The organism is Mycolicibacterium austroafricanum, assembly GCF_902705885.1.
Lineage (GTDB): Bacteria > Actinomycetota > Actinomycetes > Mycobacteriales > Mycobacteriaceae > Mycobacterium > Mycobacterium vanbaalenii_A.
Window position 1 is genome coordinate 273,393 of sequence record NZ_CACSIP010000023.1, and the last position, 25,553, is coordinate 298,945.

Annotated in this window: 23 protein-coding genes; 16 read left to right on the plus strand and 7 right to left on the minus strand. The window is 66.9% G+C overall.

The window, feature by feature from the left end; genetic code table 11:
- The first annotated feature begins 43 nt into the window (after positions 1-43).
- From BEMPMBAN_RS16880 to BEMPMBAN_RS16915, 8 genes are read left to right on the plus strand one after another with little or no spacing between them, the layout of a single operon-like run.
- Positions 44-754 (plus strand): MlaE family ABC transporter permease, encoded by a 711-nt coding sequence (locus BEMPMBAN_RS16880; RefSeq protein ID WP_234897530.1) that lies wholly within the window; start codon positions 44-46, stop codon positions 752-754.
- Entirely contained in the window at positions 751-1,608 is an 858-nt protein-coding gene (locus BEMPMBAN_RS16885; RefSeq protein ID WP_159232019.1) for an ABC transporter permease, read from the plus strand. The genes BEMPMBAN_RS16880 and BEMPMBAN_RS16885 overlap by 4 nt, the downstream gene beginning before the upstream one ends.
- A gap of 47 nt (positions 1,609-1,655) precedes the next feature.
- Positions 1,656-2,948, plus strand: coding sequence for an MCE family protein (locus BEMPMBAN_RS16890; protein WP_159232137.1), 1,293 nt, complete (start codon positions 1,656-1,658; stop codon positions 2,946-2,948).
- Between the two features lie 53 nt (positions 2,949-3,001).
- A complete protein-coding gene (locus BEMPMBAN_RS16895; protein ID WP_159232021.1) occupies positions 3,002-4,030 on the plus strand; it encodes an MCE family protein in 1,029 nt (342 codons plus the stop codon).
- Positions 4,027-5,349 (plus strand): MCE family protein, encoded by a 1,323-nt coding sequence (locus tag BEMPMBAN_RS16900; protein ID WP_159232139.1) that lies wholly within the window; start codon positions 4,027-4,029, stop codon positions 5,347-5,349. The genes BEMPMBAN_RS16895 and BEMPMBAN_RS16900 overlap by 4 nt, the downstream gene beginning before the upstream one ends.
- Complete coding sequence (locus BEMPMBAN_RS16905) at positions 5,346-6,653, plus strand: MCE family protein (RefSeq protein ID WP_159232023.1); 1,308 nt, start codon at positions 5,346-5,348, stop codon at positions 6,651-6,653. Before BEMPMBAN_RS16900 ends, BEMPMBAN_RS16905 begins: the two co-directional genes overlap by 4 nt.
- On the plus strand, positions 6,653-7,789 hold the full coding sequence (locus BEMPMBAN_RS16910) for a virulence factor Mce family protein (protein ID WP_159232026.1): 1,137 nt from the start codon (positions 6,653-6,655) through the stop codon (positions 7,787-7,789). The genes BEMPMBAN_RS16905 and BEMPMBAN_RS16910 overlap by 1 nt, the downstream gene beginning before the upstream one ends.
- A 2-nt stretch (positions 7,790-7,791) precedes the next feature.
- Positions 7,792-9,258: an MCE family protein gene (locus tag BEMPMBAN_RS16915; protein WP_159232141.1), complete on the plus strand. Its 1,467-nt coding sequence runs from the start codon at positions 7,792-7,794 to the stop codon at positions 9,256-9,258.
- A gap of 73 nt (positions 9,259-9,331) precedes the next feature.
- Here BEMPMBAN_RS16915 and BEMPMBAN_RS16920 read toward each other — a convergent pair whose 3' ends face one another.
- Genes BEMPMBAN_RS16920 through BEMPMBAN_RS16930 form a run of 3 tightly spaced genes read right to left on the minus strand, consistent with a single transcriptional unit; the run spans position 9,332 to position 13,024 of the window.
- The gene (locus BEMPMBAN_RS16920) at positions 9,332-10,570 is read right to left on the minus strand and encodes an alpha/beta hydrolase (RefSeq protein ID WP_159232028.1); all 1,239 of its coding nucleotides are present in this window, start codon (positions 10,568-10,570) and stop codon (positions 9,332-9,334) included.
- 7 nt (positions 10,571-10,577) lie between these two features.
- Positions 10,578-12,212 (minus strand): acyl-CoA ligase FadD12, encoded by a 1,635-nt coding sequence (fadD12, locus tag BEMPMBAN_RS16925; protein ID WP_159232030.1) that lies wholly within the window; start codon positions 12,210-12,212, stop codon positions 10,578-10,580.
- Positions 12,213-12,214: 2 nt separating this feature from the next.
- Positions 12,215-13,024: a 1-acyl-sn-glycerol-3-phosphate acyltransferase gene (locus BEMPMBAN_RS16930; protein ID WP_159232032.1), complete on the minus strand. Its 810-nt coding sequence runs from the start codon at positions 13,022-13,024 to the stop codon at positions 12,215-12,217.
- Between the two features lie 117 nt (positions 13,025-13,141).
- Here BEMPMBAN_RS16930 and BEMPMBAN_RS16935 point away from each other — a divergent pair, with 117 nt between their 5' ends.
- From BEMPMBAN_RS16935 to BEMPMBAN_RS16950, 4 genes are all read left to right on the plus strand, one after another.
- On the plus strand, positions 13,142-13,969 hold the full coding sequence (locus BEMPMBAN_RS16935; RefSeq protein WP_159232034.1) for an arylamine N-acetyltransferase family protein: 828 nt from the start codon (positions 13,142-13,144) through the stop codon (positions 13,967-13,969).
- A gap of 60 nt (positions 13,970-14,029) precedes the next feature.
- Positions 14,030-14,980: a helix-turn-helix domain-containing protein gene (locus BEMPMBAN_RS16940; RefSeq protein WP_200846007.1), complete on the plus strand. Its 951-nt coding sequence runs from the start codon at positions 14,030-14,032 to the stop codon at positions 14,978-14,980.
- Between the two features lies 1 nt (position 14,981).
- Positions 14,982-15,503, plus strand: coding sequence for a dihydrofolate reductase family protein (locus BEMPMBAN_RS16945; protein ID WP_159232036.1), 522 nt, complete (start codon positions 14,982-14,984; stop codon positions 15,501-15,503).
- A 72-nt stretch (positions 15,504-15,575) separates the two neighbouring features.
- Positions 15,576-17,411, plus strand: a complete 1,836-nt coding sequence (locus BEMPMBAN_RS16950) for an acyl-CoA dehydrogenase (protein ID WP_159232038.1) — start codon at positions 15,576-15,578, stop codon at positions 17,409-17,411.
- Between the two features lie 98 nt (positions 17,412-17,509).
- On the opposite strand, the gene BEMPMBAN_RS16955 is transcribed toward BEMPMBAN_RS16950, so the two are convergent.
- Positions 17,510-18,985 (minus strand): aldehyde dehydrogenase, encoded by a 1,476-nt coding sequence (locus tag BEMPMBAN_RS16955; protein ID WP_159232040.1) that lies wholly within the window; start codon positions 18,983-18,985, stop codon positions 17,510-17,512.
- A gap of 81 nt (positions 18,986-19,066) precedes the next feature.
- The gene (locus tag BEMPMBAN_RS16960) at positions 19,067-19,831 is read right to left on the minus strand and encodes a class I SAM-dependent methyltransferase (RefSeq protein ID WP_159232042.1); all 765 of its coding nucleotides are present in this window, start codon (positions 19,829-19,831) and stop codon (positions 19,067-19,069) included.
- 35 nt (positions 19,832-19,866) lie between these two features.
- On the opposite strand from BEMPMBAN_RS16960, the gene BEMPMBAN_RS16965 reads away from it, so the two are divergent.
- From BEMPMBAN_RS16965 to BEMPMBAN_RS16980, 4 genes are all read left to right on the plus strand, one after another.
- Positions 19,867-21,027 carry a glycosyltransferase family 4 protein gene (locus tag BEMPMBAN_RS16965; RefSeq protein WP_159232044.1) on the plus strand — a complete coding sequence of 387 codons (1,161 nt, stop codon included), beginning with the start codon at positions 19,867-19,869 and terminating at the stop codon, positions 21,025-21,027.
- Between the two features lie 97 nt (positions 21,028-21,124).
- A complete protein-coding gene (locus tag BEMPMBAN_RS16970; RefSeq protein WP_159232046.1) occupies positions 21,125-21,319 on the plus strand; it encodes a hypothetical protein in 195 nt (64 codons plus the stop codon).
- Positions 21,316-22,173, plus strand: coding sequence for an oxygenase MpaB family protein (locus tag BEMPMBAN_RS16975; protein WP_159232048.1), 858 nt, complete (start codon positions 21,316-21,318; stop codon positions 22,171-22,173). The genes BEMPMBAN_RS16970 and BEMPMBAN_RS16975 overlap by 4 nt, the downstream gene beginning before the upstream one ends.
- Before the next feature lie 10 nt (positions 22,174-22,183).
- A complete protein-coding gene (locus BEMPMBAN_RS16980; RefSeq protein ID WP_159232050.1) occupies positions 22,184-22,444 on the plus strand; it encodes a hypothetical protein in 261 nt (86 codons plus the stop codon).
- Here BEMPMBAN_RS16980 and BEMPMBAN_RS16985 read toward each other — a convergent pair.
- Positions 22,411-24,138 carry an MmpA family trehalose lipid delivery protein gene (locus BEMPMBAN_RS16985; protein WP_234897518.1) on the minus strand — a complete coding sequence of 576 codons (1,728 nt, stop codon included), beginning with the start codon at positions 24,136-24,138 and terminating at the stop codon, positions 22,411-22,413. The genes BEMPMBAN_RS16980 and BEMPMBAN_RS16985 overlap by 34 nt on opposite strands.
- Before the next feature lie 59 nt (positions 24,139-24,197).
- Positions 24,198-25,403, minus strand: a complete 1,206-nt coding sequence (gene pgfA, locus BEMPMBAN_RS16990) for a cell envelope lipid trafficking protein PgfA (protein WP_159232055.1) — start codon at positions 25,401-25,403, stop codon at positions 24,198-24,200.
- Positions 25,404-25,553: the final 150 nt, after the last annotated feature.

Here is a 25,553-nt window from a genome sequence, read left to right on the forward strand (position 1 = left end):
CGCCCCGCTTCGGCCGCTCCGGGGCGTGGGCGGATTCTTTGCGATGGCTCTCGACACTTTGGTCACAATGTTCAAGCCGCCGTTCGCCTGGCGCGAATTTCTGGAGCAGACTTGGTTCGTCGCCCGGGTTGCGCTCTTCCCCACCTTGCTGCTGGCGATTCCGTTCGAGGTGCTGACCGTCTTCACGTTCAACGTCCTGCTGGTCGAGTTCGGCGCCGCTGACCTCTCGGGCACCGGCGCAGCGCTGGCCACCGTGAACCAGATTGGACCCTTCGTCACAGTGTTGGTGGTGGCAGGCGCCGCGGCCTCGGCGATGTGCGCTGACCTGGGAGCGCGGACCATCCGCGAGGAACTCGACGCGTTGCGCGTCATGGGCATCGATCCCATCCAAGCCCTCGTGGTGCCCCGAGTGCTGGCCGCCACGGTGGTTGCCCTGCTGCTGTCGTCGTTGGTGACGCTGACAGGTCTCGCCGGGGGCTTCTTGTTCTCGGTGTACTTCCAGCACGTGACCCCTGGGGCCTTCATCGCCGGCTTGACACTGATCACCGGGGCAAGCGATGTCGTCGTGTCGATGGTCAAGGCGACACTGTTCGGACTGACCGCGGGCCTGATCGCCTGCTATCAGGGAACCCATGTCGACGGTGGCCCGGCCGGTGTCGGCAACGCGGTCAACCAAACGGTCGTCTACTCCTTCGTGCTGCTGTTCGCCATCAACGTTGTCCTCACCGCCATCGGCTTTCAGGTGACAAGATGACATTGAATCAGGTTTTACACCAACGATTTCCGCGATCTGCACACAGGCTTGGCGACCTTCGGTCAGGCTGGCGGCGCCTTGGCGACCAGACCCGCTTCTACTGTCAAACTCTGCGGTCGCTCGTCGACGCGTTCACGCACTACAAGGCCGAGATTCTCAGGCAGGTCGCCGCGATGAGTCTGGGCACCGGATCGCTGGCTGTCATCGGTGGCACCGCCGCGGTGGTCGGATTCTTGACCATGTCCACAAGCGGGGCATTGGCGAGCCAGGGTTACAACCAACTCTCTCAAGTGGGCGTGGAGGCGCTGAACGGATTCGCATCGGCGTTCGTCAACACCCGGCTGGTCACTCCGTGCACCGGTGCGGTCGCGTTCGCCGCCACGATCGGCGCAGGCGCGACCGCGCAACTGGGCGCCATGCGCATCAACGAAGAAATCGACGCCCTGGAGGTGATGGGCATCCGCACCATCGCATACCTGGCCTCGACCCGCCTCGCCGCCGGGGTGATCGTCGTCGTCCCGTTGTACTGCGTCGCGCTACTGCTGGGCTACTACTCCGGCGAAGTGATCACCACAGCGTTCTACGGCCAGTCGACCGGTGTCTATACCCACTACTTCGACACCTTCTTCATTCCCGCCGACGCGTTGCGGTCATTTCTGGTCACCGTCATCGAGGTGGCAGTGATCATGCTCGTGCACACCTACTATGGATTCACCGCTTCGGGCGGTCCTGCGGGTGTGGGAGAAGCAGTGGGACGGGCCACTCGGACTTCGCTGATCGCCGCGGTCTTCGTGATTCTGTTCGTCACCCTGGCGCTCTATGGCCAGACCGGCACCTTCAACTTCGCAGGGTGACGGCCGTGCCGAACCGAAGCGGAGCCCCGCGCATCTCGTCTGAGTGGATGGCGACGTTCCTCGTGGTGGGACTGATCGCCGTGGTGGCGGTCAGTCTCGCGGCATTCAATCAGTCGTTCGCCCGGACGGTGCCGGTGACGCTCACTTCGGATCGGACCGGTCTGGTCATGGAGCCCTACGCCAAGGTCAAGATGCGTGGTGTGCAGGTTGGCCGAGTCGCCTCGGTCGCGGGGGGTGTCGACACCGTCAGCCTGCGGCTCGAAATCGATTCGGATCAACTCGATCACATACCCGCCAATGTCGAGGCACGCATCAACGCCACGTCGCTGTTCGGTGCGAAGTTCGTCGATCTGACCTACCCGAGCAGACCAAGTGCGCAACCGCTCGCAGCCGGCGCCGTGCTGCGCTCACAGAACGTCACCGTCGAGGTGAACACGGTTTTCCAGAACTTGGTGACGCTGATCAAGCAGATCGACCCCGCAAAGCTCAACGCGGTGCTTTCGGCGTTGGCTGACGGTGTGCGCGGGCAGGGCGAACGAATGGGCGAAGCCATCACTAACACCAATGACGTTCTGCTCGCCCTCAATCCGCGTGCGGAGACGATTCGCGAGGACTGGAAGGCTCTGAAATCCGTCAGCGACATCTACAGCGATGCGGCGCCGGACATCATTGCAACCCTGGACGCGGCCAGCACCATCGGCGCCACGGTGACAAACCGCGCTCAACAGCTGGACGCACTCCTGCTCAACGTTGTTGGGCTGTCCCGCAGTGGGATCGAGGTTCTGGGACCGAGCAAGGACAACCTGATCGAGGTGGTCAACCTGCTCGAGCCGACCACCGCGTTGTTGATGAAGTACAACCCACAGCTCACGTGTCTACTGGTGGGGGCGGACAGAACGCTCGACGACCACGCCGCCATCAGCGGCGGGGCCAACGGAAAGTCGCTCGTCATGGATGCCGCGCTGCTGTTCGGTGACGACGCCTACCGCTATCCGGACGATCTTCCGATCAACGGCGCCAAGGGCGGCCCCGGAGGCAAGCCTTCGTGCGGTTCACTGCCGGACGTCGCGCAGAACTGGCCGGTCCGTTACGTCGTGGCCGACACCGGATTTGGCTCTGGGTTGGATATCCGGCCCAATCCGGGTATCGGATTCCCGGGGTACGCCAATTACCTGCCGGTCACGCGTGGCGTGCCCGAGCCGCCGAGCATCCGGTACCCGGGTGGTCCCGCGCCCGGCCCGATTCCCTACCCAGGGGCTCCGCCCTATGGGGCCTCCCTGTACGGGCCGGACGGCACGCCGCTGTATCCGGGTGTCCCACCGGCTCCACCGCCCCCTTGAAATCGACGACTACACCGAACAACCGACCGACCGCAACCAGGAGGTGAGTCACTGTGCAGCGCAGCCTTTCAGGACTTCTCGTCCGCTTGGGAATATTCTGTCTCGTCTGCGCAGTCGGCGCGTTCGCCTTGATCGCGGTGTTCGCGCAGCTGCGCTTTCAAAAAGAACGGACCTACAACGCCGAATTCACCAGCGTCAGCGGACTCAAGAGCGGAAATTTCGTCCGTATAGCAGGCGTCGAAGTGGGCAAGGTCGAGGACATCAAGGTTCGAGACGACGCGACCGCGCTAGTCACATTCAGCGCTGACGAGTCAGTGGTGCTGACCGAGGGCAGCCGGAGTGTGATCCGGTATGACGACCTGATCGGGGGCCGCTACCTCGCGTTGGAGGACGGGGTCGGTGGAACCACTCAACTACCTCCCGGGGGGACCATCCCGCTGGAGCGGACCGCACCCGCGCTGGACCTCGACGCGCTGATCGGCGGGTTCAGGCCACTGTTTCGGGCCTTGGACCCCACGCAGGTCAATGCGCTGAGCGGGCAGCTCATCGCCGCGTTCCAGGGGCAGGGCCCAACCATCGGTTCGGTCCTCACCCAGACCGCGGCGCTAACCAACACGCTGGCGGACCGGGACGAACTCATAGGTGAGATCGTCGTCAACCTCAACACTGTGCTGGGATCTCTGGGCGATGACAGCGAAAAATTCGGCAAGGCCGTCGACTCGCTGTCCGAACTCGTGCATGGTCTCCAAGGACGCCAACAGGACATCACCAGCGGGGTGGCACATGCCAACGAGGCCGCTGGCTCGATCGCCGATCTTCTGAGTCAGGCGCGCTCACCGCTGCAGAAGGCAGTCCACGAGACCGACCGGACATCTGCGGCGGTCCTGGCAAATCACGAGTACTTCGACGATCTGCTGTCCACCTTGCCGGACGCCTACCGTGTGCTCGGTCGTCAAGCCCTCTACGGTGACTTCTTCAGCTTTTACCTATGCGACTTGGTGTTGAAAGTCAATGGCAAAGGCGGTCAACCGGTGTATATCAAGGTCGCCGGGCAGGACTCGGGTAGGTGCGCACCGCGATGAAACCCTTTCGAGAGCGTAACCCGGTAATCATCGGGGCCGTGGCGGTGACCGTGATCGGCGCGGCGACAGTGTCGGGGCTGAACTATGATCGACTTCCTTTCTTGACGGGCACAACCTATTTCGCCTACTTCGACGAGGCAGGCGGACTGAACACCGGGGCGCCTGTCGAGGTGTCAGGGCTATTGGCCGGTCAAGTGCAGAGCGTCGCACTGCACTCCGACGGAGTGTTGGTCACTTTCACCGTGTCCGATGACATCCGCCTCGGTGCTCGCACCGAGGCGGCGATCAAGACAACCAGTCTGTTGGGCAACAAGATTCTTGCCGTGGCACCGCGCGGTTCGGGGAATCTCAGCGAGGCGATTCCCATCGAGCGGACCACCTCGCCGTATCAACTTCCCGATGCCATCGGCGATCTCACTGCGACCATCAGCGGGCTAAACACCGACAGGTTGTCCGACGCAATGCAAACGCTGTCGCAGACGCTTGTAGACACCCCACCCCAGCTCAAGGCCGCCGTCGACGGGGTGGCGCGGTTCTCGGACACCCTCAACCAGCGAGACGCACAGCTGCGCGAGCTGCTTTCCAATGCCAGTATGGCGACTACAGTTCTATCTGATCGCACCGACCAGATTGTGCGCCTCATCCATGACACCAACGCGGTTTTGGCGTCCTTGCGAAGCCAGAGTGCCGCATTGGACCAGATCTCGGTCAATATCACCACCCTGGCTCAGCAGATCAAGGGTTTCATCGCCGAGAACCGCGAAAGTCTCAAACCAGCCCTCGACAAGCTGAACGCTGTGCTCACAACCATCGACAACCGTAAAACCCAAGTGCAGCAATCTATCAAGGGGCTAGGCGTGTACGCGATGAGTCTGGGCGAATCCCTGGCCTCCGGCCCCTTTTTCAAAGCGTATGTCGCAAACCTGTTGCCGGGACAGTTCGTCCAGCCCTTCGTCGATGCGGCATTCTCAGATCTGGGCCTCGATCCGAGCGTGCTGTCGCCCTCGGAGCGCACCGATCCACAGGTTGGGCAGCCGGGCACACCGGCGGTTCCGGGACCGTATCCACGCACCGGTCAAGGCGGCCCGCCGCGCTTGACGCTGCCAGATGCCATAACCGGCAATCCAGGGGATCCGCGATACCCCTTCCGTGAGCCACTGCCGGCGCCACCTGCTGGCGGGCCGCCGCCCGGGCCTCCAGCGCTGGCGCCTGAACAGCGGCAACAGCCGCCTTCGACACCGACCACGGTCCTCGATTCGGATCCTGTTGAAGGTCAACATGGCTCTGCGCGAGGACAGCAGGGACAGGAAGACGAATGAACAGGATCCGTGTCAGCCTGGCACTGTGCTTGGCAATTCTGATCACCGGCGCTGTGTTCGTGCTGTCACACACGACCAGGCAGGTTGGCCGGACCAATGTCGTGGCCTACTTCGACAGCAGCAACGGCGTCTTCGTCGGCGACGACGTGCGTATCCGGGGAGTCAACGTCGGCAGGATCGACAAGATCGAGCCGCAGCCGACGCGGGTCAAGATCACGTTCTGGGTCGATAACAGCCACCCGGTGCCGGCGGATGCCGTGGCCGTGATCCTGTCGCCCACGCTGGTCACCGCGCGCGCGATACAGCTCACGCCGCCGTACCGCAGCGGACCCACGCTCAGGGACAACACGGTGATCCCCCAGGACCGCACTGCCGTCCCAGTCGAGTGGGACGACTTCCGCACCCAACTCGAGAAGCTCACCAAGACACTGCAGCCGACCGAACCGGGCGGCGTCAGCACGCTTGGCGCTCTGGTCAACACCACCGCCGACAACCTCCGCGGCCGGGGGGCCGACATCCGCAACGCGATCATCAGCCTGTCCCAGGCGGTTTCGGCGCTGGGCGACCACAGCGGCGACACCTTCACCACGGTCAAGAATCTCTCGACCTTGGTCACAGCGCTGCAGGACAGCACCGTGCTGATACGTCAGCTGAACGAAAACCTCGCCTCGGTCACCGGGCTGCTGGCCAATGATCCCGACGAGGTCGCCAACGCGACGAGAGAACTCAGCGATGTGGTGGGCGAGGTGACGACCTTCGTCGCCGAGAACCGTGATGCACTCGGCGCCACGTCGGAGACGGTTGCGTCGGTGTCTCAAGCGTTGAACGACAGTCTCGACGATGTCAAGCAGCTCTTGCATGTTCTGCCGACGACGGCGGCCAACGCCGCCAACCTCTATCAGCCTGCTCAGGGCACGCTGACGGGCGCGGCGGCGATCAACAACTTCAACGACCCGATCACCTTCTTGTGCGGCGCCATCCAAGCCGCATCGAGACTGGGCGCGGAGCAATCGGCGAAACTGTGCGTGCAATACCTGGCGCCGATAGTCAAGAACCGGCAATACAACTTCCTGCCGCTGGGCCTCAACCCGTTTGTGGGCGCTGTGGCGCGTCCGAACGAGATCACCTACAGCGAGGATCGGCTGCGCCCGGACTACGTGCCGCCACCACCTCGGACGGAGGCTGAACCGCCAGTGCCGATTGAGAACTCGATGCCGCTGGCCGCCGAAGCTCGGCTGGCTGAACCGACCGATCCGACCGCCGGATTACCGGGGATGATGGCGCCACCCGGAGCTGGTTCGTGATGCGAACTCGGTGGCCTCGGACAGCCCCCGCGATCGGTTTGGTGTTGGCAGCGATGTTGCTGGCCGGATGTGGCTGGCGTGGATTGAACACCTTGCCGATGCCCGGCACGCAGGGCCGCGGACCGGCCTCCTTCACGATTCAGGCCCAGATGCCCGACGTCAGCAACATTCAGCAGAACTCACGGGTGCGGGTCGGCGATGTCAACGTCGGCACAGTCACGAAGATCGAGCGCCAAGGCTGGCATGCGCTACTGACGATAAAACTCAACGGCGATGTGAACCTGCCGGCGAACTCCACTGTGACGGTCGGCCAGACGAGTCTGCTGGGGTCACTGCACATCGAATTGTCGCCGCCGACCGATGCTGACTGGCGCGGCAGACTGCGACAGGGGTCGCTGATCCCGCTGCCGTCGGCCACGGCGTATCCCTCCACCGAGCAGACGTTGGCCGCGGCCTCCGTACTGTTGAACGGCGGCGGGTTGGGCCAAATCCAGGACATCACCAGAGCGCTTAGCACCGCGTTCGAAGGACGCGAGGATGACTTTCGCAGCTTGATGGAGCAGCTTGACACATTTATCGCCCAGGTCAACGAGCAGACCAGCGACATCATCGCCGCCACCGAGAGCCTGAACAGACTGGTCGGCCAGTTCGCCGCACAGAAGCCGGTTGTCGACAAGGCGCTCGACACGATCCCCGACGCACTGGCGGTGCTCAACGCGGAACGCGACAACCTGATCGAGGCGGTCGATCAACTGGGAAAGTTCAGCGCGTTGGCGGCGGACTCGATCCACCAAACCAAGAGGGCACTTGTCGCCGAGCTGAAAGATCTCGGACCGGTGCTGGAATCGCTCGCAAACGCCGGTCCCGCGTTGACGCGGTCCCTTGGCTTGTTCACCACCTTTCCATTCGCCAAGGACACGTTGACCAAATGGTTCCGCGGCGACTACGGGAACGCCACGCTCGTCGTGGACCTGACGCTGAGCCGGCTAGATTCCTCGTTCCTGACCGGGACACGGTTCGAGGGCGAACTGACAGAGCTGGAAATGCAGTGGGGGCGCACAATCGGCGTGCTGCCGAGCCCCTACACCGCAGGCAATCCGCTGCTGGCGCCCTACCGCTACGACCAGGGGCCGTGACCATGCACCTCAGCAAGCAGGTCCGCATCCAGCTGACATTCTTCGCGGTGATGACTGTCGTCGCCGGGGGAATCATGGCCTTCGGCTACCTCGATGTGCCGAAGATGCTTTTCGGCACCGGCCATTACCGCGTCACAGTGAATCTGCCCGAATCGGGCGGGCTGTACAAGAATGGAAACGTCACCTACCGCGGCACTCCGGTGGGCCGGGTCGAGGATGTAAGACTCAGTGCGGCCGGTGTCCAAGCGGAGCTCTCATTGCAGTCGGGGATCGATATTCCGGCAGACCTGACCGCGCAGGTACATAGCCAGACTGCGATCGGCGAACAGTTCCTCGAACTCGTGCCGCGAAGCGGGGACGGTCCGGCATTGCAGAACGGCGATGCAATCCCAGCAAATCGCACAACCGTGCCCCCCGATATCAACTCGCTGCTCAACGCGACCAACACTGGGCTGCAGGCGATTCCGCAGGACAACCTGAAGACTGCGATCGACGAGGCATATTCCGCCGTCGGGGGTCTGGGGCCCGAGCTGGCCCGGTTGGTGAAGGGAACGACGACCCTGGCCGCTGATGCGCGTGGCAACCTCGACGCGCTCACCGCGCTGATCGATGAGTCCAAACCCATCCTGGACACGCAGATCGACACATCCGATTCCATTCAATCGTGGGCTGCCAACGTCGCCAACATCGCCGATCAGGTTCAGACGCAAGACACTGCGCTCCGGGGAGTGCTGGACAGGGCGCCGAACGCCGCCGACGAGGTGCGCCGGCTGATGGACCGATTGCAGCCGACGCTGCCAGTTCTGTTGGCCAACCTCGTCGGCCCAGCGGATGTGGCGATCACGTACCGGGACAACCTCGAACAGCTGATGGTGCTGTTCCCGCGCGCAGTGGAAATGATCCAGGCCTCCGAACTGGCCAATCGCGACACGCAGCAGGACTACAAGGGCCAATATCTGTCGTTCAACCTCAACGTGAACTTGCCTCCGCCCTGCACCACTGGATACTTGCCGGCCCAGCAGATGCGGCCACCGAGTGAAGTGGACTACCCGGAACGGCCCTCCGGCGATATGTACTGCCGGGTGCCCCAGGATTCGGCGTTAGATGTGCGCGGGGCCCGCAACCTGCCGTGCGCGACACGACCAGGCAAAAGAGCGCCGACCGTCAAGATGTGCGAGAGCGACGAAAACTATGTGCCCCTCAACGAAGGCTACAACTGGAAGGGCGACCCGAACGCCACGCTGTCCGGACAAGCGGTGCCGCAGTTGCCGCCGGGCGCGACTGCTCAGCCGGCCATGCCCGCAACTGCCCCCGTCGCGACACCGGAGCCACCGATCGCCGTGACCGAATACGACCCGGCGACGGGGAATTACATCGGGCCCGACGGCCGCCTGCACACTCAGGGAAATTTGGCTCCCGCCGGCTCCCAACCGCGAAGTTGGCAGGACATGCTGCTTCCGCCACCGTAAGGCTAGCGTCGGATATTTGGCATCCGGCCGGCACTGAGCTAACCGGCCGGCGACTCCACCGGCGCGCCGGCACCTAGTCGGCGACCTTGCGCCCGGCCTGCACCCAATACAGAAACTCCTCGACCGCTTGCGCGGTGTAGTGCGCCCGCGGCGAGCCGTAGTAGAAGTCGAAAGCGTGCTGGGCGTGCGGGATCTCGGCGTACACCACCGGTGACGTCGACACCTCGCGCAGCGCTTCGGCGAACTCCCGGCCCTCGGGGACGGGGATGATCGAGTCGTCCTGCCCGTGCAGGATGAAGAACGGCGGCGCGTCGGCCCGCAAGCGATAACTCGGCGACGCATCCGCGTAGATCTCCCGGTTGGCCAGGATCGGCTTCTTGACGACGAACTTCTGCAGGAATCCCAGGAACTCCCTGCGGCCACTGCCCTGCGCCGAGATCCAGTCGTAGCGGCCGTAAATCGGCACCGCGGCGACCACCGACGTGTCGGAGTCCTCGAAGCCGGGCTGGAACTGCGGATCCCCTGGGGTCAGCGCCGCCAGCGCGGACAGATGCCCGCCCGCCGATCCACCGGTGATCGCCACGAAATCCGGATCACCCCCGTACTCGGCGATGTGCTCCTTGATCCACGCCAGTGCCCGCTTGACATCCACCATGTGATCCGGCCAGGTGTTGCGCGGGCTGACCCGGTAGTCGATCGACACACAGATCCAGCCGTGGTCGGCGAGATGGCTCAGAAGCGGGTAGGCCTGCGGCTTACGCATCCCGATCGACCACGCGCCACCCGGAACCTGCAGCAGCACAGGAGCTTTGCCATCCCGGGGGAGGTCGGACCGGCGCCAGATGTCGGCCTGGTTGACCGCGCCGTGCGGACCGTACTGGATGGTGCCGGCCTTCTCGACGTAGCGGCGCCTGACCAGCTCGTTGGGCCACACCCCGACGACGCGGCGCCGGTCGGGCTTCGCCTTCTCGGCGATCGCCGGGTACTCGTCACCGAGCGCTTCCCGCAGCGGGTCCTCGAAGTGCGGCTGAGATTCCACGTTGCGACGGTGGATCAGATACAGCAGGCCCCAGGTGAGCGCGGTGAGTGCCAGCGCGATCCGTCCCTGGCCGCTGCGGAAATCGCCGCGCAGGCCGCGTCGTACTGCGTCGAGCACGGAGCCCGCCAGGTACAGCGGCGACATCTCCGAGGTCGGCCAGCCGAACGCGAACACCGGGATGGTGGAGTAACCCTCGCGGGCCAGGGGGCGCACCCCGTTGGCGGCGTTGGCCAGCTCGAGAAGGGCGCGCAGCAGCGGTCGTCGTTTAGCCATCGCTTGCTTATGCCCGCCCAGCCCGGTCCTGTAACTCCTTGCGGGAGATCTTGCCGGTGATGCTGCGGGGCAGTTCGTCGAGCACGGTGATGGCGCGCGGCACCTTGTAGTTCGCCAGGTTGTCGCGGACATGCTGTTTGAGCGCATCCGGGGTCGCCGACGCCTCGGGCGTCAGCACCACAAACGCTTCCAGCCGTTGGCCGTACTTCTCGTCGTCCACGCCGAGGACGTGGGCCTCGGCCACGTCGGGATGTGCGGCCAGCGTCTTCTCCACCTCGATCGGGTAGACGTTCTCGCCACCGGAGACGATCATCTCGTCGTCGCGACCCACCACGAACAGCCGCCCGGCGTCGTCGAGATAGCCGACGTCACCCGAGGACATGAAACCCTCGTGGAAATCCTTGGTGGTGCCGGAGGTGTAGCCGTCGAACTGGGTGGAGTTGCGGACGTAGATGCCGCCGACCTCCCCGGTGGGCACCTCGCGCATCTCGCTGTCGAGGATGCGGATCTCGGTGCCCTCAGCGGGCCTACCGGCGGTGTCGGGAGCGGCGCGCAGGTCACGCGGGGTGGCGGTGGCGATCATGCCGGCCTCGGTGGCGTTGTAGTTGTTGTAGATCACGTCACCGAAACGGTCCATGAAAGCGATGACCACGTCTGGGCGCATCCGCGAGCCGGAGGCCGATGCGAAGCGCAGTGAGCGACCGCTGTAGCGGTCGAGGACCTCCTCTGGCAGGTCCATGATGCGGTCGAACATCACTGGCACCACGCACAGGCCGGTGGCACGGTGCCGATCGACCAGATCCAGGGTGGCCTCCGGATCGAACTTGCGGCGGGTGATGATCGTGCACGCCATCGACGCGGCGAAGGCGAGTTGCGAAAAACCCCAGGCATGGAACATCGGGGCCACGATGACGACGGGCTGCTCTGCGCGCCAAGGGGTCCGGTCGAGGATGGCCTTCAGCACGCTCGGATCACCGCCGGAGTGGCTGGCCCCCTTGGGCGTTCCGGTGGTCCCCGAGGTCAGCAGGATCGTCCGGCCCTTCTCGGTGGCGCGCCGAGGTTCCTGGCCCTCATGCGCCTCGATCATCTGCTCGACGGTCAACGGGTGGTCAGGCGTGTCCGTCCACGCGACGATCCGGGTGGTGTCCGGGCTGTTGGCCAGCGCCCGGTCCACCGTCTCGGTGAACTCCTCGTCGTAGATCACCGCGACCGACTTGCCCGCCCCTTCGCGCTCGAGCACCTCGGCGAGGGCCGGACCGGCAAAAGACGTGTTCAACAGCAGCACATCCGCGCCGATCCGGTTGGCGGCGATCAGCGCGTCGACGAAGCCGCGGTGGTTGCGGGCCATCAACCCGACGACGTCGGGCTGGCCCGCGGGCAGTGCCTGCAGCGCGGCGGCCAGGGCGTCCGCGCGGCGGTCCAGCTGCCGCCAGGTCAGGATGCCGAGCTCGTCGACCAGGCCGGCACGGTCACCGCAGCGCTGCGCCGCGCCGGCGAATCCCGAGGTGATGGCCATGTTCTCGCGCTGCATCGCCGCCGCGATCCGCACGTACTTGTCGGGGCGCATCGGCGCGATGATGCCTGCGCGCACCATCGTCGACACCAGGCCCATGGTTTTGGTCAGGGGGTCGGTGATCGCCATGCTCAGCCCAGCACCGGGATGCGGCGTTCCTTGGCCAACTCGTCGAGGGCGCGCTGCATCACCCGCCGGACATGCGCGTCGACTTCGTCGATGTCGGGATCCTCGCCGAACTCCTCGACGATGTCGATCGGCGGCAGCGTCTTCATGGTGATCTTCGACGGCAGGGGCACGTTGACCGGAAGCACGACCGACAGGCCGAACGGGAACCCGAACGACACCGGCAGGATCTTGGTGCGGAACAGCCGCGCCACCGGGCCGAGCGCCTTGGCGATCTCGGTGCCGCGGGTGAGGAACAGCTGGCTCTCCTGCCCGCCGATCGCGACGGTGGGCACGATGGGCACCCCGTTGTTCAGCGCAGCCTTCACGTACCCGGTTCTACCGCCGAAGTCGATCTTGTTGGCGCTGAGCGTCGGGCGGTACACGTCGTAGTCGCCGCCGGGGAACACCACGACGACACCGCCGGAGCGCAGCGCCTCGTCGGCGTTCTCGTGGCTGGCGGGGATGAACCCGGTCTTCTTGAAGAAGGTGCCGGTGGGCCCGACCATGAGCATGTCGTGGCTGAGCGTGTACACGGGGCGGTCGTAGCCGAACTCCTCGTAGAAGCCGCTGGCGAACACCGGGACGTCCATGGCGAACAGGCCGCCGGAGTGGTTGGCGACCACCAGCGCGCCGCCGGCCGGGAAGGTGTCGAGGCCTCGCACCTCGGCGCGATGCCAGCCCTTGAGGAACGGCTTGAGCAGGCCCATCACCCGCTCGGTGAGCACCGGGTCCCACTTGGTGATCTCGGACGGCGTGACATCTGTCGAGCTCACCGTGGCCCCCTCTGGCGTCGGATTGGAACGTGTTCCAGTTTTTTAGTGTACCCAGTGCTCACGGCCGTCACCCATCGCTCTTGACCTTAAGCGCTGTTGAGGGCGCACGATGCCCAGATGGCCTTCGACCTGACCGCGTACTTCGCCCGCGTCGGTTACACCGGCGATGCCCGGGCCACCCTCGAGACACTGCGTGACGTCGTCGCCGCGCACAACCGCTCGATCCCGTTCGAGAACCTCGACCCGCTGATGGGGGTCCCGGTGGCGGATCTGTCCGCCGAAGCGCTCACCGACAAGCTGGTGCGCCGTCGCCGGGGCGGCTACTGCTACGAGCACAACGGGTTGCTGGGCTACGTGCTCGACCAGCTGGGCTACGACGTGGCGCGCCTGGCCGGGCGGGTGGTCTGGATGCAGCCCGACGACACGCTGCCGGCACAGACCCACCAGGTGCTCTCGGTCCACCTCCCGGACGGTGACGGTCCCTACCTCGTCGACGTCGGGTTCGGTGGGCAGACCCTGACGTCCCCGATCCGGCTGTCTGCGGGACCGGTGCAACAGACCCGCCACGAGCCCTACCGGCTGACCGACCACTCCGAGGGGTTCGAACTGCAGGCCGAGGTCCGCGGTGAATGGCAGCCCCTCTATCTGCTGAGCCCACGCCCGCAGCCCCGCATCGATCTCGAGGTCGGCAGTTGGTACGTGTCGACACACCCCGCCTCGGGGTTCGTCATCGGGCTCTCGGCGGCACTGGTGACCGACACTGCGCGCTGGAACCTGCGCGGCCGGAATCTGGCCGTGCACCGCGCCGGCGGCACCGAGAAGACCCGGTTGGACAGCGCCGCAGAGGTACTCGAGGTCCTGGCGGAGGTGTTCGGTATCGACCTGGCGGACCTCGGTGACCGCTCCGCCGTCGAAGCCCGGGTGGACCAGGTCCTCGACAGCTGAGCGACACACAGCAAGAATTGTCATGTCCCGCGCGGCGGTGCCGGACGATACTCAGGGACCGTGACCGATCCACAAGTCGAGCCGCCCCTGGGCGGCCGTGACCGGCTCCGTGAGCTGCTCGACGCGGTCACCGACGCGTCGAACAGCGGTGTCAGCGACATGGCGCGCAGCAGCCACGCCTCGGAGTTCCACTTCTCCCGGGAGGTTCGTCGGTTGACCGGCGAGTCCCCGGCCGCACTGCGCCGCCGGGTCATGCTGGAGCGCGCGGCCTGGCGGCTGCAGCGCGGTGAGGCGGTTTCCGCGGTGGCCTCCGACGAGGGCTGGTCCTCGGCCGAGGTGTTCTCCCGGGCCTTCCGCCGCACCTACGGACTGCCGCCGTCCCAGGCCGCCGACGTGCACTTCCGGTTGCCCGCACCCAATGGCCTGCACTTCCACCCACCGCAGTCGCTGTGGTTGGACAGCTCACCCACCGCCGGCGTGGACGACGCCGACGCCCCCGACGTGTCCCGGCTGCTGGTGGCCCACGACCTCGACGACACCGCCCAACTGCTGGCCCAGGCCGCGCAACTGACCCCGCAGCAGTGGGTCGCCGAGGTCGCGCCCGGACAGACGGTGCTGGAATGGGACGGACCCGAACCCAGCGTGGGTGCGGTGCTCGGTGCGCTGGTGTGGACCAAAGAGGTATGGCTGGCCACGATCGCGGGCGAGGACTTCCCGCCGCGTTCGTCGACCCAGCCCGCGTTCGTCGCCGCCGAGGCGCTTGCGGCGCACCACGATGAGATCGCCAAGCGTTGGGGCGCAATGGTTTCCGAGTACTCGGCCGCCGGGCGGCTCGGGGACACTGTGATAGACGCGCTGTGCGACCCGCCGGAGTCGTTCCAGCTGTACGGGATCGTCGCGCACGTACTCACCTACTCCGCACACCGCCGCGAGTTGGCCCGGGCCATGCTGGCTGGCCACGGCATAGCGGCCCGGCGCGGTGACCCACTCGAATGGATGAGAGGAACCTGACATGGCCTGCGTGTACTACACCGCATCCAGCCTGGACGGCTACATCGTCGACGAGAACGCCAGCCTGGACTGGTTGACCTGCCGTGACATCGACTCCGAGGGGCCGTTCGCCATCGATGCGTTCATGGCGAACGTCGGCGCACTGGTGATGGGGGCCGACACCTACCGGTGGATCGTGGACAACCACCCCGGCGAGTGGATGTACACGCAGCCGTCGTGGGTGCTGACGCACCGAACCGGCATCGTCGCCGACGGACACCCCGTCACGACGTTCGACGGCGACGTCACCGACCTCTATCCCACCCTGGTGTCCGCGGCGGCCGACAAGGATGTCTGGTTGGTCGGCGGCGGAGACGTGGCCGCGCAGTTCGCGGCGGCGGACCTGATCGACGAGATGATCGTGTCCTACGCCCCCTGCACGCTCGGCGCCGGTTCCCGACTGCTGCCGATCCGCTCGGAGTGGGCGCTGGTCGCCACCGCCCGCAACGCCGACTTCGTCTGCGCGCGGTGGCGAAAACCCTGACGGGCCCGGTTTGTCGTAGGCTTTGGCGAACTCGTCGCAGCGGCGAAACTCGAGCTGGATGGAGGGCGCAGCATGGGCCACTACCGGAGCAATGTCCGCGACTTGGAGTTCAACCTCTTCGAGATGCTGTCCCTGGAGAAGGTGCTGGCCACGGGTGAGTTCGGTGACCTCGACGGGGCGTCGGTGCACCAGATACTCGACGAGGCCGCCAAGCTCGCCGAGGGGCCGCTGGCAGAGGGCTTCGCCGAAACCGACCGGCACCCGCCGACGTTCGACCCCGCCACCCACACCGTCAGCATTCCCGACCCGTTCAAGAAGGCGTTTCGGGCCTGGCACGGCAGCGACTGGTTCCGTGTCGGCATGGCCGAGGACATCGGCGGCGTACCCGCGCCCTCGATGGTGGAGTGGGCGATCAACGAGTTCGCGCTCGGCGCCCAGCCTGCGGTGTTCCTGTACTCGGCCGGGCCGAAGATGGCCGACATCGTTCACGCCATCGGCAATGAGCAACAACAACATTGGGCGTCGCTGATGATCGAGCGCAACTGGGGCGCCACCATGGTGCTCACCGAACCCGACGCCGGTTCGGATGTCGGCGCGGGCCGTACCAAGGCGGTCCAGCAGCCCGACGGCACCTGGCACCTCGACGGCGTGAAGCGGTTCATCACCAACGGCGACACCGACGATCTCTTCGAGAACATCATCCACGTCACGCTCGCCCGGCCGCAGGGAGCGGGGCCGGGCACCAAGGGCCTGAGCCTGTTCCTGGTGCCGAAGTTCCACTTCGACCCGCAGACCGGCGAGCCCGGAGAACGCAACGGGGTGTTCGTCACCGGCCTGGAGCACAAGATGGGCCTGAAGGCCTCGGCGACGTGTGAACTCACCTTCGGCCAGCACGGCACCCCTGCCGTCGGGTGGCTCGTCGACGACACCCACAACGGCATCGCCCAGATGTTCAGGGTGATCGAGTACGCCCGCATGATGGTGGGCACCAAAGCTATCGCGACACTGTCCACGGGATATCTGAACGCGCTCGACTACGCCAAGACCCGGGTGCAGGGTGCCGACATGACACAGATGACGGACAAGGCCGCGCCGCGGGTGACGATCATCCACCATCCCGACGTCCGTCGAGCGCTGCTCACCCAGAAGGCCTACGCGGAAGGCCTGCGTGCGCTGTATCTCTACACCGCGGCGCACCAGGACATCGTCGCCGCCGACATCGTCTCCGGTGCGGACGCCGCGATGGCCGGCCGGGTCAACGACCTGCTGCTGCCGATCGTCAAGGGCGTCGGCTCCGAGCGTGCCTACCAATGCCTGACGGAGTCGCTGCAGACTCTCGGCGGCTCCGGGTTCCTGCAGGACTACCCGATCGAGCAGTACATCCGCGACGCCAAGATCGACTCGCTCTACGAGGGCACCACCGCGATCCAGGCGCAGGACTTCTTCTTCCGCAAGATCGCCAGGGATCAGGGCGGGGCACTGATGCACGTGGTGGGCCGGATGCGCGCGTTCCTCGCCGACAGCGCGGCGCACCCCGAACTGGCCGAGGCGCGCACGCTTCTGGCGACCGCCGTGGTCGACGTGGAGGCGATGGTCGCGGCGATGACCGGCTATCTGGTCGACTCGCAGCAGAACCCCCGAGAGCTCTACCGGCTCGGGCTGGAGTCGGTCCCGTTCCTGCTCGCGGTGGGCGACCTGCTGCTGGGCTGGCTGCTGCTGCAGCAGGCCGAGGTGGCTCTGACCGCCCTGGACGGCGACGTCAGCGACCGCGATCGCGACTTCTACGCCGGGAAGGTCGCCACCGCGAAGTTCTTCGCCAAGAACGTTCTTCCGCGGCTGACCGCCCAGAGCGCCATCCTGAAGGCCGTCGACCTCACCGCGATGGAGCTGTCAGAACACGCCTTCTGAGGCACCGAACACGCCGAAACCCGACTTTTGCAGAAGAAGTGCGGGTGAATACCTGCAAAAGTCGGGTCTCGGCGTGCTTGGTCCGTTCGTAGCGCGTGCTAGGTGGCCGGCGTGTAACCGAACGGCAGCAGGATGCTCTTCGCCTCGGTGTAGGCCTCGATGCCCTCGGGGCCGTTCTCGCGGCCGATGCCGGAATTCTTGAAGCCGCCGAACGGGGCGCCGGGGTCGAACGCGTACATGTTGACCGCGTAGGTGCCGGTGCGGATCTTGCGGGCGATCTGCAGCGCCTTGTCGTTGTCGGTGGTGTAGACGCTGCCGGCGAGGCCGTAAACCGAGTCGTTGGCGATGCGCACCGCGTCGTCCTCGTCCTCGTAGGCGATCACCGCGAGCACCGGGCCGAAGATCTCCTCCTGGGCGATGGTCATCGAGTTGTCGACGTCGGCGAACACCGTCGGCTGCACGAACCAGCCGCTGTCGAGGCCGTCGGGCCTGCCGCCACCGGCGACAACGCGCGCACCCTCGTCGACCCCCTTCTTGATGTAGCCCTCGACGCGCTCGCGCTGCTTTTCCGAGATCAGCGGGCCGATCATCGCGGCGGGGTCGTCGGGCAGCCCGATCGGCATCGCCGCGACGGCGGCCGACAACTTCTCCACGACCTCGTCGTAACGCGACCGCGGCGCCAGGATCCTGGTCTGCCCGACGCAGGCCTGCCCGCAGTTCATCAGCCCGGAGAACACCAGCATCGGCAGAGTGGAATCCAGGTCGGCGTCCTCGAGGATGATGGCCGCCGACTTACCGCCCAGCTCCAGCGTGCATGCCTTGAGCTTGTCGGCGGCGATCTTGGCGACCTCCTTGCCGACCCCCGAGCTGCCGGTGAAGGTGAACTTGTCCAGCTCGGGATTGGCGGTCAGGGCGCGCCCGGTCTCGGCACCGCCGGGCACGATCGAGAGCACGCCTTCGGGCAGTCCGGCCTCGGCGAACATCTCGGCCATCGCGAACACCGACAGCGGGGTCTCGGCGGCGGGCTTGAGCACCACGGTGCAACCGGCCAGCAACGCGGGCCCGAGCTTGTTGGCTGCCAGGAAGAACGGCACGTTCCACGCCGTCACGGCCCCGACGACACCGATCGGCTCCTTGACCACGAGGGTCTGGCCGTAGACGCCGTCGCGGATGTCCTGCCAGGTGAACTTGTCCGCGGCGCCGACGTAGTAGTTGAACGACGACATCGCCGCGCCGTACTGCATCATGTCGACGATCGTCGGCGGCTGGCCCGTTTCGGCGGCCAGCAGGAATTTCAGCTCGTCGCCGCGCTCCTCCATGATCTTGACCGCGCGGCCCAGGATCTCGGCGCGCTCCGCCGGTGTCATCTGCGGCCACGGTCCCTCGTCGAAGGCCTTGCGGGCGGCCGCGCAGGCGGCGTCCACGTCGGCCGCCGTCGCCAGCGGCACCTTGCCAACCAGTTCGCCGGTGGCGGGGGAGTGCACCTCGATCACATCCGAGGAAGCCGGCTCGACCCACTTGCCGCCGATGAACAACTTGTCCCACTCGGTCTTGAAGGCAGTGCTCTGGGTCATTTTGCTCCTCGCGTCCGCAGTGTCATGGCCGTCACATTACCCACCGATCGGCCAAACGAGAACCTGTTGCAGTTCAGCCCTTCACGACGGCCGCAACACCAACACCAGATTGCTCACTGTGAACTCACGGAGCAGTGGCACCTGGACCGTCCCCCATGCCCATCGAGGGTGGTAGCGGGGGAATGCGGCGACCAGCGCGCCGGTGCCGGCGGCCCAGCGCAATCCCTCGGCGACGGACACGGCGAACAACGACGAGCCGTAGTCGTTCTTCGGTCGGTGGCCGTGTTTGCGGGCGTAACGGTCAGCAGCGCGCCGGCCACCGAGGTAGTGCGTCACGCCCATCTCATGCCCGCCGAACGGGCCCAGCCACACGGTGTAGGACAACACCACCAGCCCTCCGGGCCGGGTGACCCGCAGCATCTCGTCGCCCAAACGCCACGGGTCGGGTACGTGCTCGGCGACGTTGGAGGACAGGCAGATGTCGACGCTGCCGTCGCCGAACGGCAGTGCGGTGCCGGAGGCCCGGACGAAGGCCCCCTCCCCGCGCTGCAGCGCGGGTGCCGCGTGCATCTCCCGCGGGTCGGGTTCCACGCCGATGTACCGCATCCCCGCATCGGTGAAGGCTGAGGCGAAATAACCGGGCCCGCCGCCGACGTCCAGCACCGTGCCGCCGGATGGCGGGGTGCCATGGACCGCGGTCCACAGATCGGTGACCATCGCGACGGTGTCGTCGGCGAGCGCGCCGTAGAACCGGTCCGGATCACGCTGCTCGAAGCGGAACTCCGACAGCAGACGCAGCGACCGCGACAACGTCGCCCGCCGCGCCAGAAGGTCCGTTGCCGCCATCCCGGTCACCCTAGGACCCGACTACTCTGAACCCGATGTCCGACCTGCCCCTCGAGTCCGTCCTGCTGCTGTGCTGGCGCGACACCGGCCACCCGCAGGGCGGCGGCAGCGAGGCCTACCTGCAACGTATCGGCGCGCAGCTCGCCGACTCCGGCGTCCGGGTCACGCTGCGCACCGCGCACTATCCCGGCGCCGCCCGGCGCGAGACCGTCGACGGTGTGGAGATCCAGCGCGTCGGCGGGCGGCACTCGGTGTACGTCTGGGCCGGGCTGGCGATGGCCGCGGCCGTGATCGGCCTGGGCCCACTGCGGCATGTGCGTCCGGACGTGGTCGTCGACACCCAGAACGGGCTGCCGTTCCTGGCCAGGTTGGTCTACGGCCGACGGGTGGTGGTGCTTGTGCACCACTGTCACCGCGAGCAGTGGCCGGTCGCCGGGCGGGTCATGAGCCGCATCGGATGGTTCGTCGAATCCTGGTTGTCGCCGCGGGTGCACCGGCACAACCAGTACGTCACGGTGTCGTTGCCGTCCGCGCGAGATCTCACGCTGCTCGGTGTGGACGCCGACCGTGTCGCGATCGTCCGCAACGGTCTCGACGCCGCCCCGGGCGCGACGCTGACGCCGGCACGGTCCACAACCCCCCGGGTCGTCGTGCTGTCCCGGCTGGTGCCGCACAAGCAGATCGAGGACGCGCTCGGGGCCGTCGCCCGGCTGCGCTCGCGGATTCCCGGTCTGCATCTGGACGTGCTCGGCGACGGTTGGTGGGCGGACCGGCTCGTCGACCACGCAGCGCTGCTCGGCATCTCCGATGCGGTGACGTTCCACGGCCACGTCGATGACCACACCAAACACGCTGTGCTGCAGCGCAGTTGGGTCAACGTGCTGCCCTCCCGGAAGGAGGGCTGGGGGCTGGCTGTCGTCGAAGCCGCACAACACGGGGTGCCCACCATCGGCTACCGCGCGTCCGGCGGCCTGGTGGATTCCGTCGTCGACGGCGTCACCGGGTTGCTCGTCGACGACTACCAGGGCCTGGTCGACGGCCTCGACCGGCTGCTGTGCGACGCGGTGCTGCGCGAGCAGCTGGGGGCCAAAGCGCAGGTGCGCAGCGGGGAGTTCTCGTGGCAGCAGAGCGCCGCGGCGATGCGGCAGGTGCTGGAGACCGTTCATTCCGGCGGAGTTGTCAGCGGAGTGATCTGAGCACCATTCACAACCCGGTTCATAAAAAGTCCGCCAAGTGCAGACTCCTTGGGTGGAATCCCCTCCGGGTGTTCGTATCACCGTTAACATAACGACCATGCTGAGCTTGGCGCGTCGGGTTCTGGAGTACCGGATGACCGTCGCCGAATGGATCGGCATCGCGCTGCTGCTCGGTGCGCCGTACTTCGTGATCGGGGTGCTCTGGTCGCTGACCCGCTCCGGCGCGGCCGTCGACCTGCGGGCCATCCTGTTGTGGCCGATGCTGCTGATCTCCGATGGCTGTATGCCATGACCGGCAACCGCATCCGCATCACCCGCCGAACCGCCCGCTGGAGCGACGATCCGGTGACCGCCGCCGACGCCATGGACTTCTGGTCGTTCGCCGCGGGCGCGGCCAACGTGGTCATGCAGTTGTCGCGCCCCGGTGTGGGATACGGCGTCGTCGAAAGCAAGGTCGACTCCGGCAACCTGATGAAGCACCCGTGGAAGCGGGCCCGCACCACGTTCCAGTATCTGGCCGTTGCGGTGCTTGGTTCTGACGACGACCGTGCGGCGTTCCGGGAAGCGGTCGACTCGGTGCACCGGCACGTCAGGTCCGGACCGGACAGTCCGGTGCGATACCACGCATTCGACCGTGACCTGCAGATGTGGGTGGCGGCGTGTCTGTTCGTCGGCATCGAGGACACCTACCAACTGCTGCGCGGTGAGATGACCCGCGCACAGGCCGAACAGTTCTACACCTCGGCGTGGCCGCTGGGCACCACGCTTCAGGTCAGCCCGAACCAGTGGCCCGCGACGCGCGCGGACTTCGACCGTTACTGGGATGCGGCCTGCGAACTCGTCGATGTGGACGACGTGGTGCGCGCCTATCTGCTCGACCTGATCAACCTCCGCATGATCAATCCCCTTCTGGGGCTGCCGTTCCGGCCGCTGCTGAAGTTCCTCACCACAGGCTTTCTGGCGCCGGTGTTCCGCGACGCGCTCGGTCTCAGGTGGGGTTCGGCCCGGCAATGGTGGTTCGAGCAACTGTTCCTGTTCGTGGCGTTCGTCAACCGGTTCCTGCCGGGTTTCCTGCGACAGGGCGGAAGCCACGTGCTGCTCGCCGATGTCCGGATGCGGATCCGGCGGCAGCGCCGACTGGTCTGAGGAGACGACGGTGTCCGGTCTTCGTCAGGGTGTGCGCCGCTTGTTGAGCAGGCAGTTGAGCGTGGCCGACGTCATCGAGCTGGCGTTGTGGCTGGCGATCCCGTACGCCGCAGCCGGTCTGGTGTGGGCGTACTTCCAGACCGAGGAGCTCAGGCACCTCGAAGGGGTGCTGCAGCCCTGGCTCCCCGCCGGTGCGGGGATGGCCGCCTACCTGATCGTGGCCGGACTGTGGCCCCTCTATCTGGTCTTCGCGACGGTCTGCGGGGCCTGACCCACCCGTCGCCGCAGCCCGAACGCCAGCATCCCGGCCAGCCCGCCGACGAGCAGGCCCAGCCACCCGGTGTGCACGGCGAGCATGACGGTGCGGTGCGGCGAGGCCGGTGTATCCCCGCCCACGGCGTACACGGTGATGTCGGTGTCGCGGTAGGCCACCGGCAGCCGCAACGCGGGTCCGGGGCCGGTGACCACCACCCAGCCGACGCCGGCGGCGGCGAGGCGTTCCCGGTCGGCCCCGGACAGCAGCAGGCGCTGCACCTCGCGGGCATGCACGCCCTCGCCGGGCACGGTGCGACCCGCGATGGTCAGGTCACCGGTGCTGAGCACGTCGGCACGCACCCATCGCGGCAGCGGGTCGAGGACTGGGGCGTCCCCGGCCCAGGTGAAGCTGCGCATGCTGTCGACGGGCAGGACGGCGACCGGCCGGGGGTCGGCGTTGATGACCGCGGCCGCGGCCGGCCACCCCGGGGGATAGTGCACGGGCCGCACCCGGCCACCGACACCCCACGCCAGATCGGGCAGTGTCGCGATCAGCGCGGCGCAGCACACGGTCGCGGTCGCAATCGCCGGGATCCGCGGTCGCAGCGTGACCACGGCGGCGGCGCCGGCCAGCGCGTAGGCGGGCACAGCCAGCGCCACCCACTTCTGCCCGTCCCGCAGTACACCCAGCCCCGGCACCGCCCGGATCAGCTCCTCCACGACCGCGATCCCCGGACCCGTCGCCCACACCGCGGGCGCCACGATCGCGACGGCGGCCACGACCAGCAGCGGGACCGCGACCCGGCGGCGTGCCAGCAGCGGCACGCCCACCGCGACCACGGCCAGCAGCACCACCGCCGAGGCCAGCGCGAAGAGGGTGGTCCGCGAGGCCGGTACCGCCTCGGCGTTCCAGAGACCACCCAGGCTCGCCAGGCTTCCCAGGGTCCCCAGACCCGGCTCGGCGCGCGCCGCGAACGCCCGCACCCCGGGCTCGGCGGTGTCGGTCCACCCACCCGCCACAGCGGAGGCGACGAGCCACGGCAGCGCCGCGGCGACGGCCGCGCCCAGACCGACCGTCGCGCAGAATCTCCTGGACCGGCCGTCGCCCGGCGCCGACGCCGCGACCAGGGCGGTCGTGGCGGCCAGCATCAGCCCGGTGGGCGTCAGACCGGCGAGCGCAATCCAGAACACCAGCGCCGCCACGGTCCCGCCGGCCCCGCCGGCCCCACCGGTCCCGCCGGTCCCGCCGGAACGGTATTCCAGCAGGCCTTTTCCCGGGTTTTCGCTGCTGGAATACCGTTCCGGCGGGGGGTGGCCGCGCAACGACAGCACCGTCGCGGCCACCCAGGGCAGGCAGCCGTAGCCCACCAGCAGGCTCCAGTGCCCTTGCAGAAGCCGCTCTGCGACATAGGGATTCCAGATCGTGACGGTGACGGCGACGCACTGACCGGCGACGCCGGCGTCGGGCACCACGAGAGCCGCCAGACGCGCTGCCCCCCAACCCGCCGACCACAGGCCGAGGATCAGCAACGCCTTGACCACCACCCCGCCGTCCAGCACGGCCGACGCCAGCGCGATCGCATAGTCCTGCGGCAATGCCCGCGGCGCGGCCTGGGACAGCCCGAGCGCCGAATCCGACAGGTAGGACCGCGGCGTGGAGACCGCGTCACGCAGCAGCAGATAGCCGGGCGCCAGCAACGGTCCCGTCACCGCGAGGGTCAGCACCAACGCGTACGCGGGCGCCGCGAGGCGCGGAAGGGATCGGGCGATCAGACCGGTTTGTCCGGCGGCAGATCGGACGGGCGCTGCGCGGGCAGCTTCTCGGTCTTGGCCTCCGCGCCTGGCACCGGCTCCCCCTCGTCACCGCGGCCACCGAAGAACCGCTGGCCGGTGTCGTCGAGGCCGGGATCGATCAGCAGGGACTCCGCCCGGAGACTGAAGGAACCCAGCAGAGCGCCACCGACCAGGGCGATCAGCCCGAGTGCGGTGAACGTGATCGGCAGGATGCGGCCCCACAGCGCCACCCGGTCACGCTCGTCCTTGGCGGCAGCCACCTGGGACTCGACCGACTCCTCGTTGGTGGTCACGCTGTAGTCGGCGAACGTCACCTCGGGCTCGAGGGCGTCGCGTGCGTAGTAGTGGTACGCCCTGTCCGTCTGCTTGAGGATCGTGCCCGACACCGGGTCGACCCAGAACGTGCGCTGCGCGGCGTAGTACCGCGACATCGTGATCGGTTCCTCGGGGTCTCCCTCGACACCCCACAGGCGGGCCGGCGCCGTCGCCTGGCTGTCGGCATCGTCGTCGTACAACGAGGCGTACCTGACCGGTTCGACGAGCTCGCCGTCGGCGTCGTAGCCGACGTTCTGCGTGAACTTGTAGGCGGTGAGCCCGTTGACGTCCTCTTCGCCGGAGTAGTTGGCGTCGTAGGCCTTCTGGGCGATCGGGTCGAAGTAGGGGTAGGTCTTCTTCTCGGTGTCGAACGGGAAGCGGTACGACAGCCCCTCGTGCGGCAGCGCGATGTTGGTCGGCGGGTTGTCGTCCTCGATCGCTCGGGGCTTCTGCACCGCGCCGCCGGGATTGCTCTCGCTGGACACCGCGAGAGCGGTCTTGCGGTCGAGGGTGACGGTGTCGACCATCGCCAGCAGCAGGCCGTTGTCCTGCTGCTGGTCGCTGCGCCGAAGCGTGCTGCCGACCTGCAGGGTCACCACGTCGGCGTTCGCCGGGGACTCCACGCTGATCTGTTCCTGCATCACCAACGGCACATCCTCGTTGACGATGAACCGCTCACCGAGCAGCGAAGCCGGATCGAATGCGTCGCCGGTTCCGTCGCTGATCAGGGTGGCGTCGATGTCCAGCGGAATCTTGGCGATCCTGCTGGTGGTGTAGGTCGAGAGCAGCAACGCAGCGATGAGCAGGGCGGCACCGAGGCCCATGATTCCGCACGCGGCGATCCGCAACGCAACTGCGCGGTTCAATCCGTGTCTCCCTTCGCGCATCGCCACCAGCCCCTACCTCGGTGTGTCGGGCTGCCGGTGACGATCAAAAACCCGTTCGACCCTAACAGCACAAGCTGAGGTCGTCGCTTACTGCGACGTGTTGGCGGCACAGCCGTCTCCGGGCGCGAC

What these genes read in the sequence shown, in the direction of transcription:
- BEMPMBAN_RS16880 (WP_234897530.1), top strand. Translation starts at nt 44, where the DNA reads ATGGCTCTCGACACTTTGGTCACAATGTTCAAGCCGCCGTTCGCCTGG.
- BEMPMBAN_RS16885 (WP_159232019.1), top strand. Translation starts at nt 751, where the DNA reads ATGACATTGAATCAGGTTTTACACCAACGATTTCCGCGATCTGCACAC.
- BEMPMBAN_RS16890 (WP_159232137.1), top strand. Translation starts at nt 1,656, where the DNA reads ATGGCGACGTTCCTCGTGGTGGGACTGATCGCCGTGGTGGCGGTCAGT.
- BEMPMBAN_RS16900 (WP_159232139.1), top strand. Translation starts at nt 4,027, where the DNA reads ATGAAACCCTTTCGAGAGCGTAACCCGGTAATCATCGGGGCCGTGGCG.
- BEMPMBAN_RS16905 (WP_159232023.1), top strand. Translation starts at nt 5,346, where the DNA reads ATGAACAGGATCCGTGTCAGCCTGGCACTGTGCTTGGCAATTCTGATC.
- BEMPMBAN_RS16910 (WP_159232026.1), top strand. Translation starts at nt 6,653, where the DNA reads ATGCGAACTCGGTGGCCTCGGACAGCCCCCGCGATCGGTTTGGTGTTG.
- BEMPMBAN_RS16915 (WP_159232141.1), top strand. Translation starts at nt 7,792, where the DNA reads ATGCACCTCAGCAAGCAGGTCCGCATCCAGCTGACATTCTTCGCGGTG.
- BEMPMBAN_RS16920 (WP_159232028.1), bottom strand. Translation starts at nt 10,570, where the DNA reads ATGGCTAAACGACGACCGCTGCTGCGCGCCCTTCTCGAGCTGGCCAAC.
- fadD12 (WP_159232030.1), bottom strand. Translation starts at nt 12,212, where the DNA reads ATGGCGATCACCGACCCCCTGACCAAAACCATGGGCCTGGTGTCGACG.
- BEMPMBAN_RS16935 (WP_159232034.1), top strand. Translation starts at nt 13,142, where the DNA reads ATGGCCTTCGACCTGACCGCGTACTTCGCCCGCGTCGGTTACACCGGC.
- BEMPMBAN_RS16945 (WP_159232036.1), top strand. Translation starts at nt 14,982, where the DNA reads ATGGCCTGCGTGTACTACACCGCATCCAGCCTGGACGGCTACATCGTC.
- BEMPMBAN_RS16950 (WP_159232038.1), top strand. Translation starts at nt 15,576, where the DNA reads ATGGGCCACTACCGGAGCAATGTCCGCGACTTGGAGTTCAACCTCTTC.
- BEMPMBAN_RS16955 (WP_159232040.1), bottom strand. Translation starts at nt 18,985, where the DNA reads ATGACCCAGAGCACTGCCTTCAAGACCGAGTGGGACAAGTTGTTCATC.
- BEMPMBAN_RS16960 (WP_159232042.1), bottom strand. Translation starts at nt 19,831, where the DNA reads ATGGCGGCAACGGACCTTCTGGCGCGGCGGGCGACGTTGTCGCGGTCG.
- BEMPMBAN_RS16965 (WP_159232044.1), top strand. Translation starts at nt 19,867, where the DNA reads ATGTCCGACCTGCCCCTCGAGTCCGTCCTGCTGCTGTGCTGGCGCGAC.
- BEMPMBAN_RS16970 (WP_159232046.1), top strand. Translation starts at nt 21,125, where the DNA reads ATGCTGAGCTTGGCGCGTCGGGTTCTGGAGTACCGGATGACCGTCGCC.
- BEMPMBAN_RS16975 (WP_159232048.1), top strand. Translation starts at nt 21,316, where the DNA reads ATGACCGGCAACCGCATCCGCATCACCCGCCGAACCGCCCGCTGGAGC.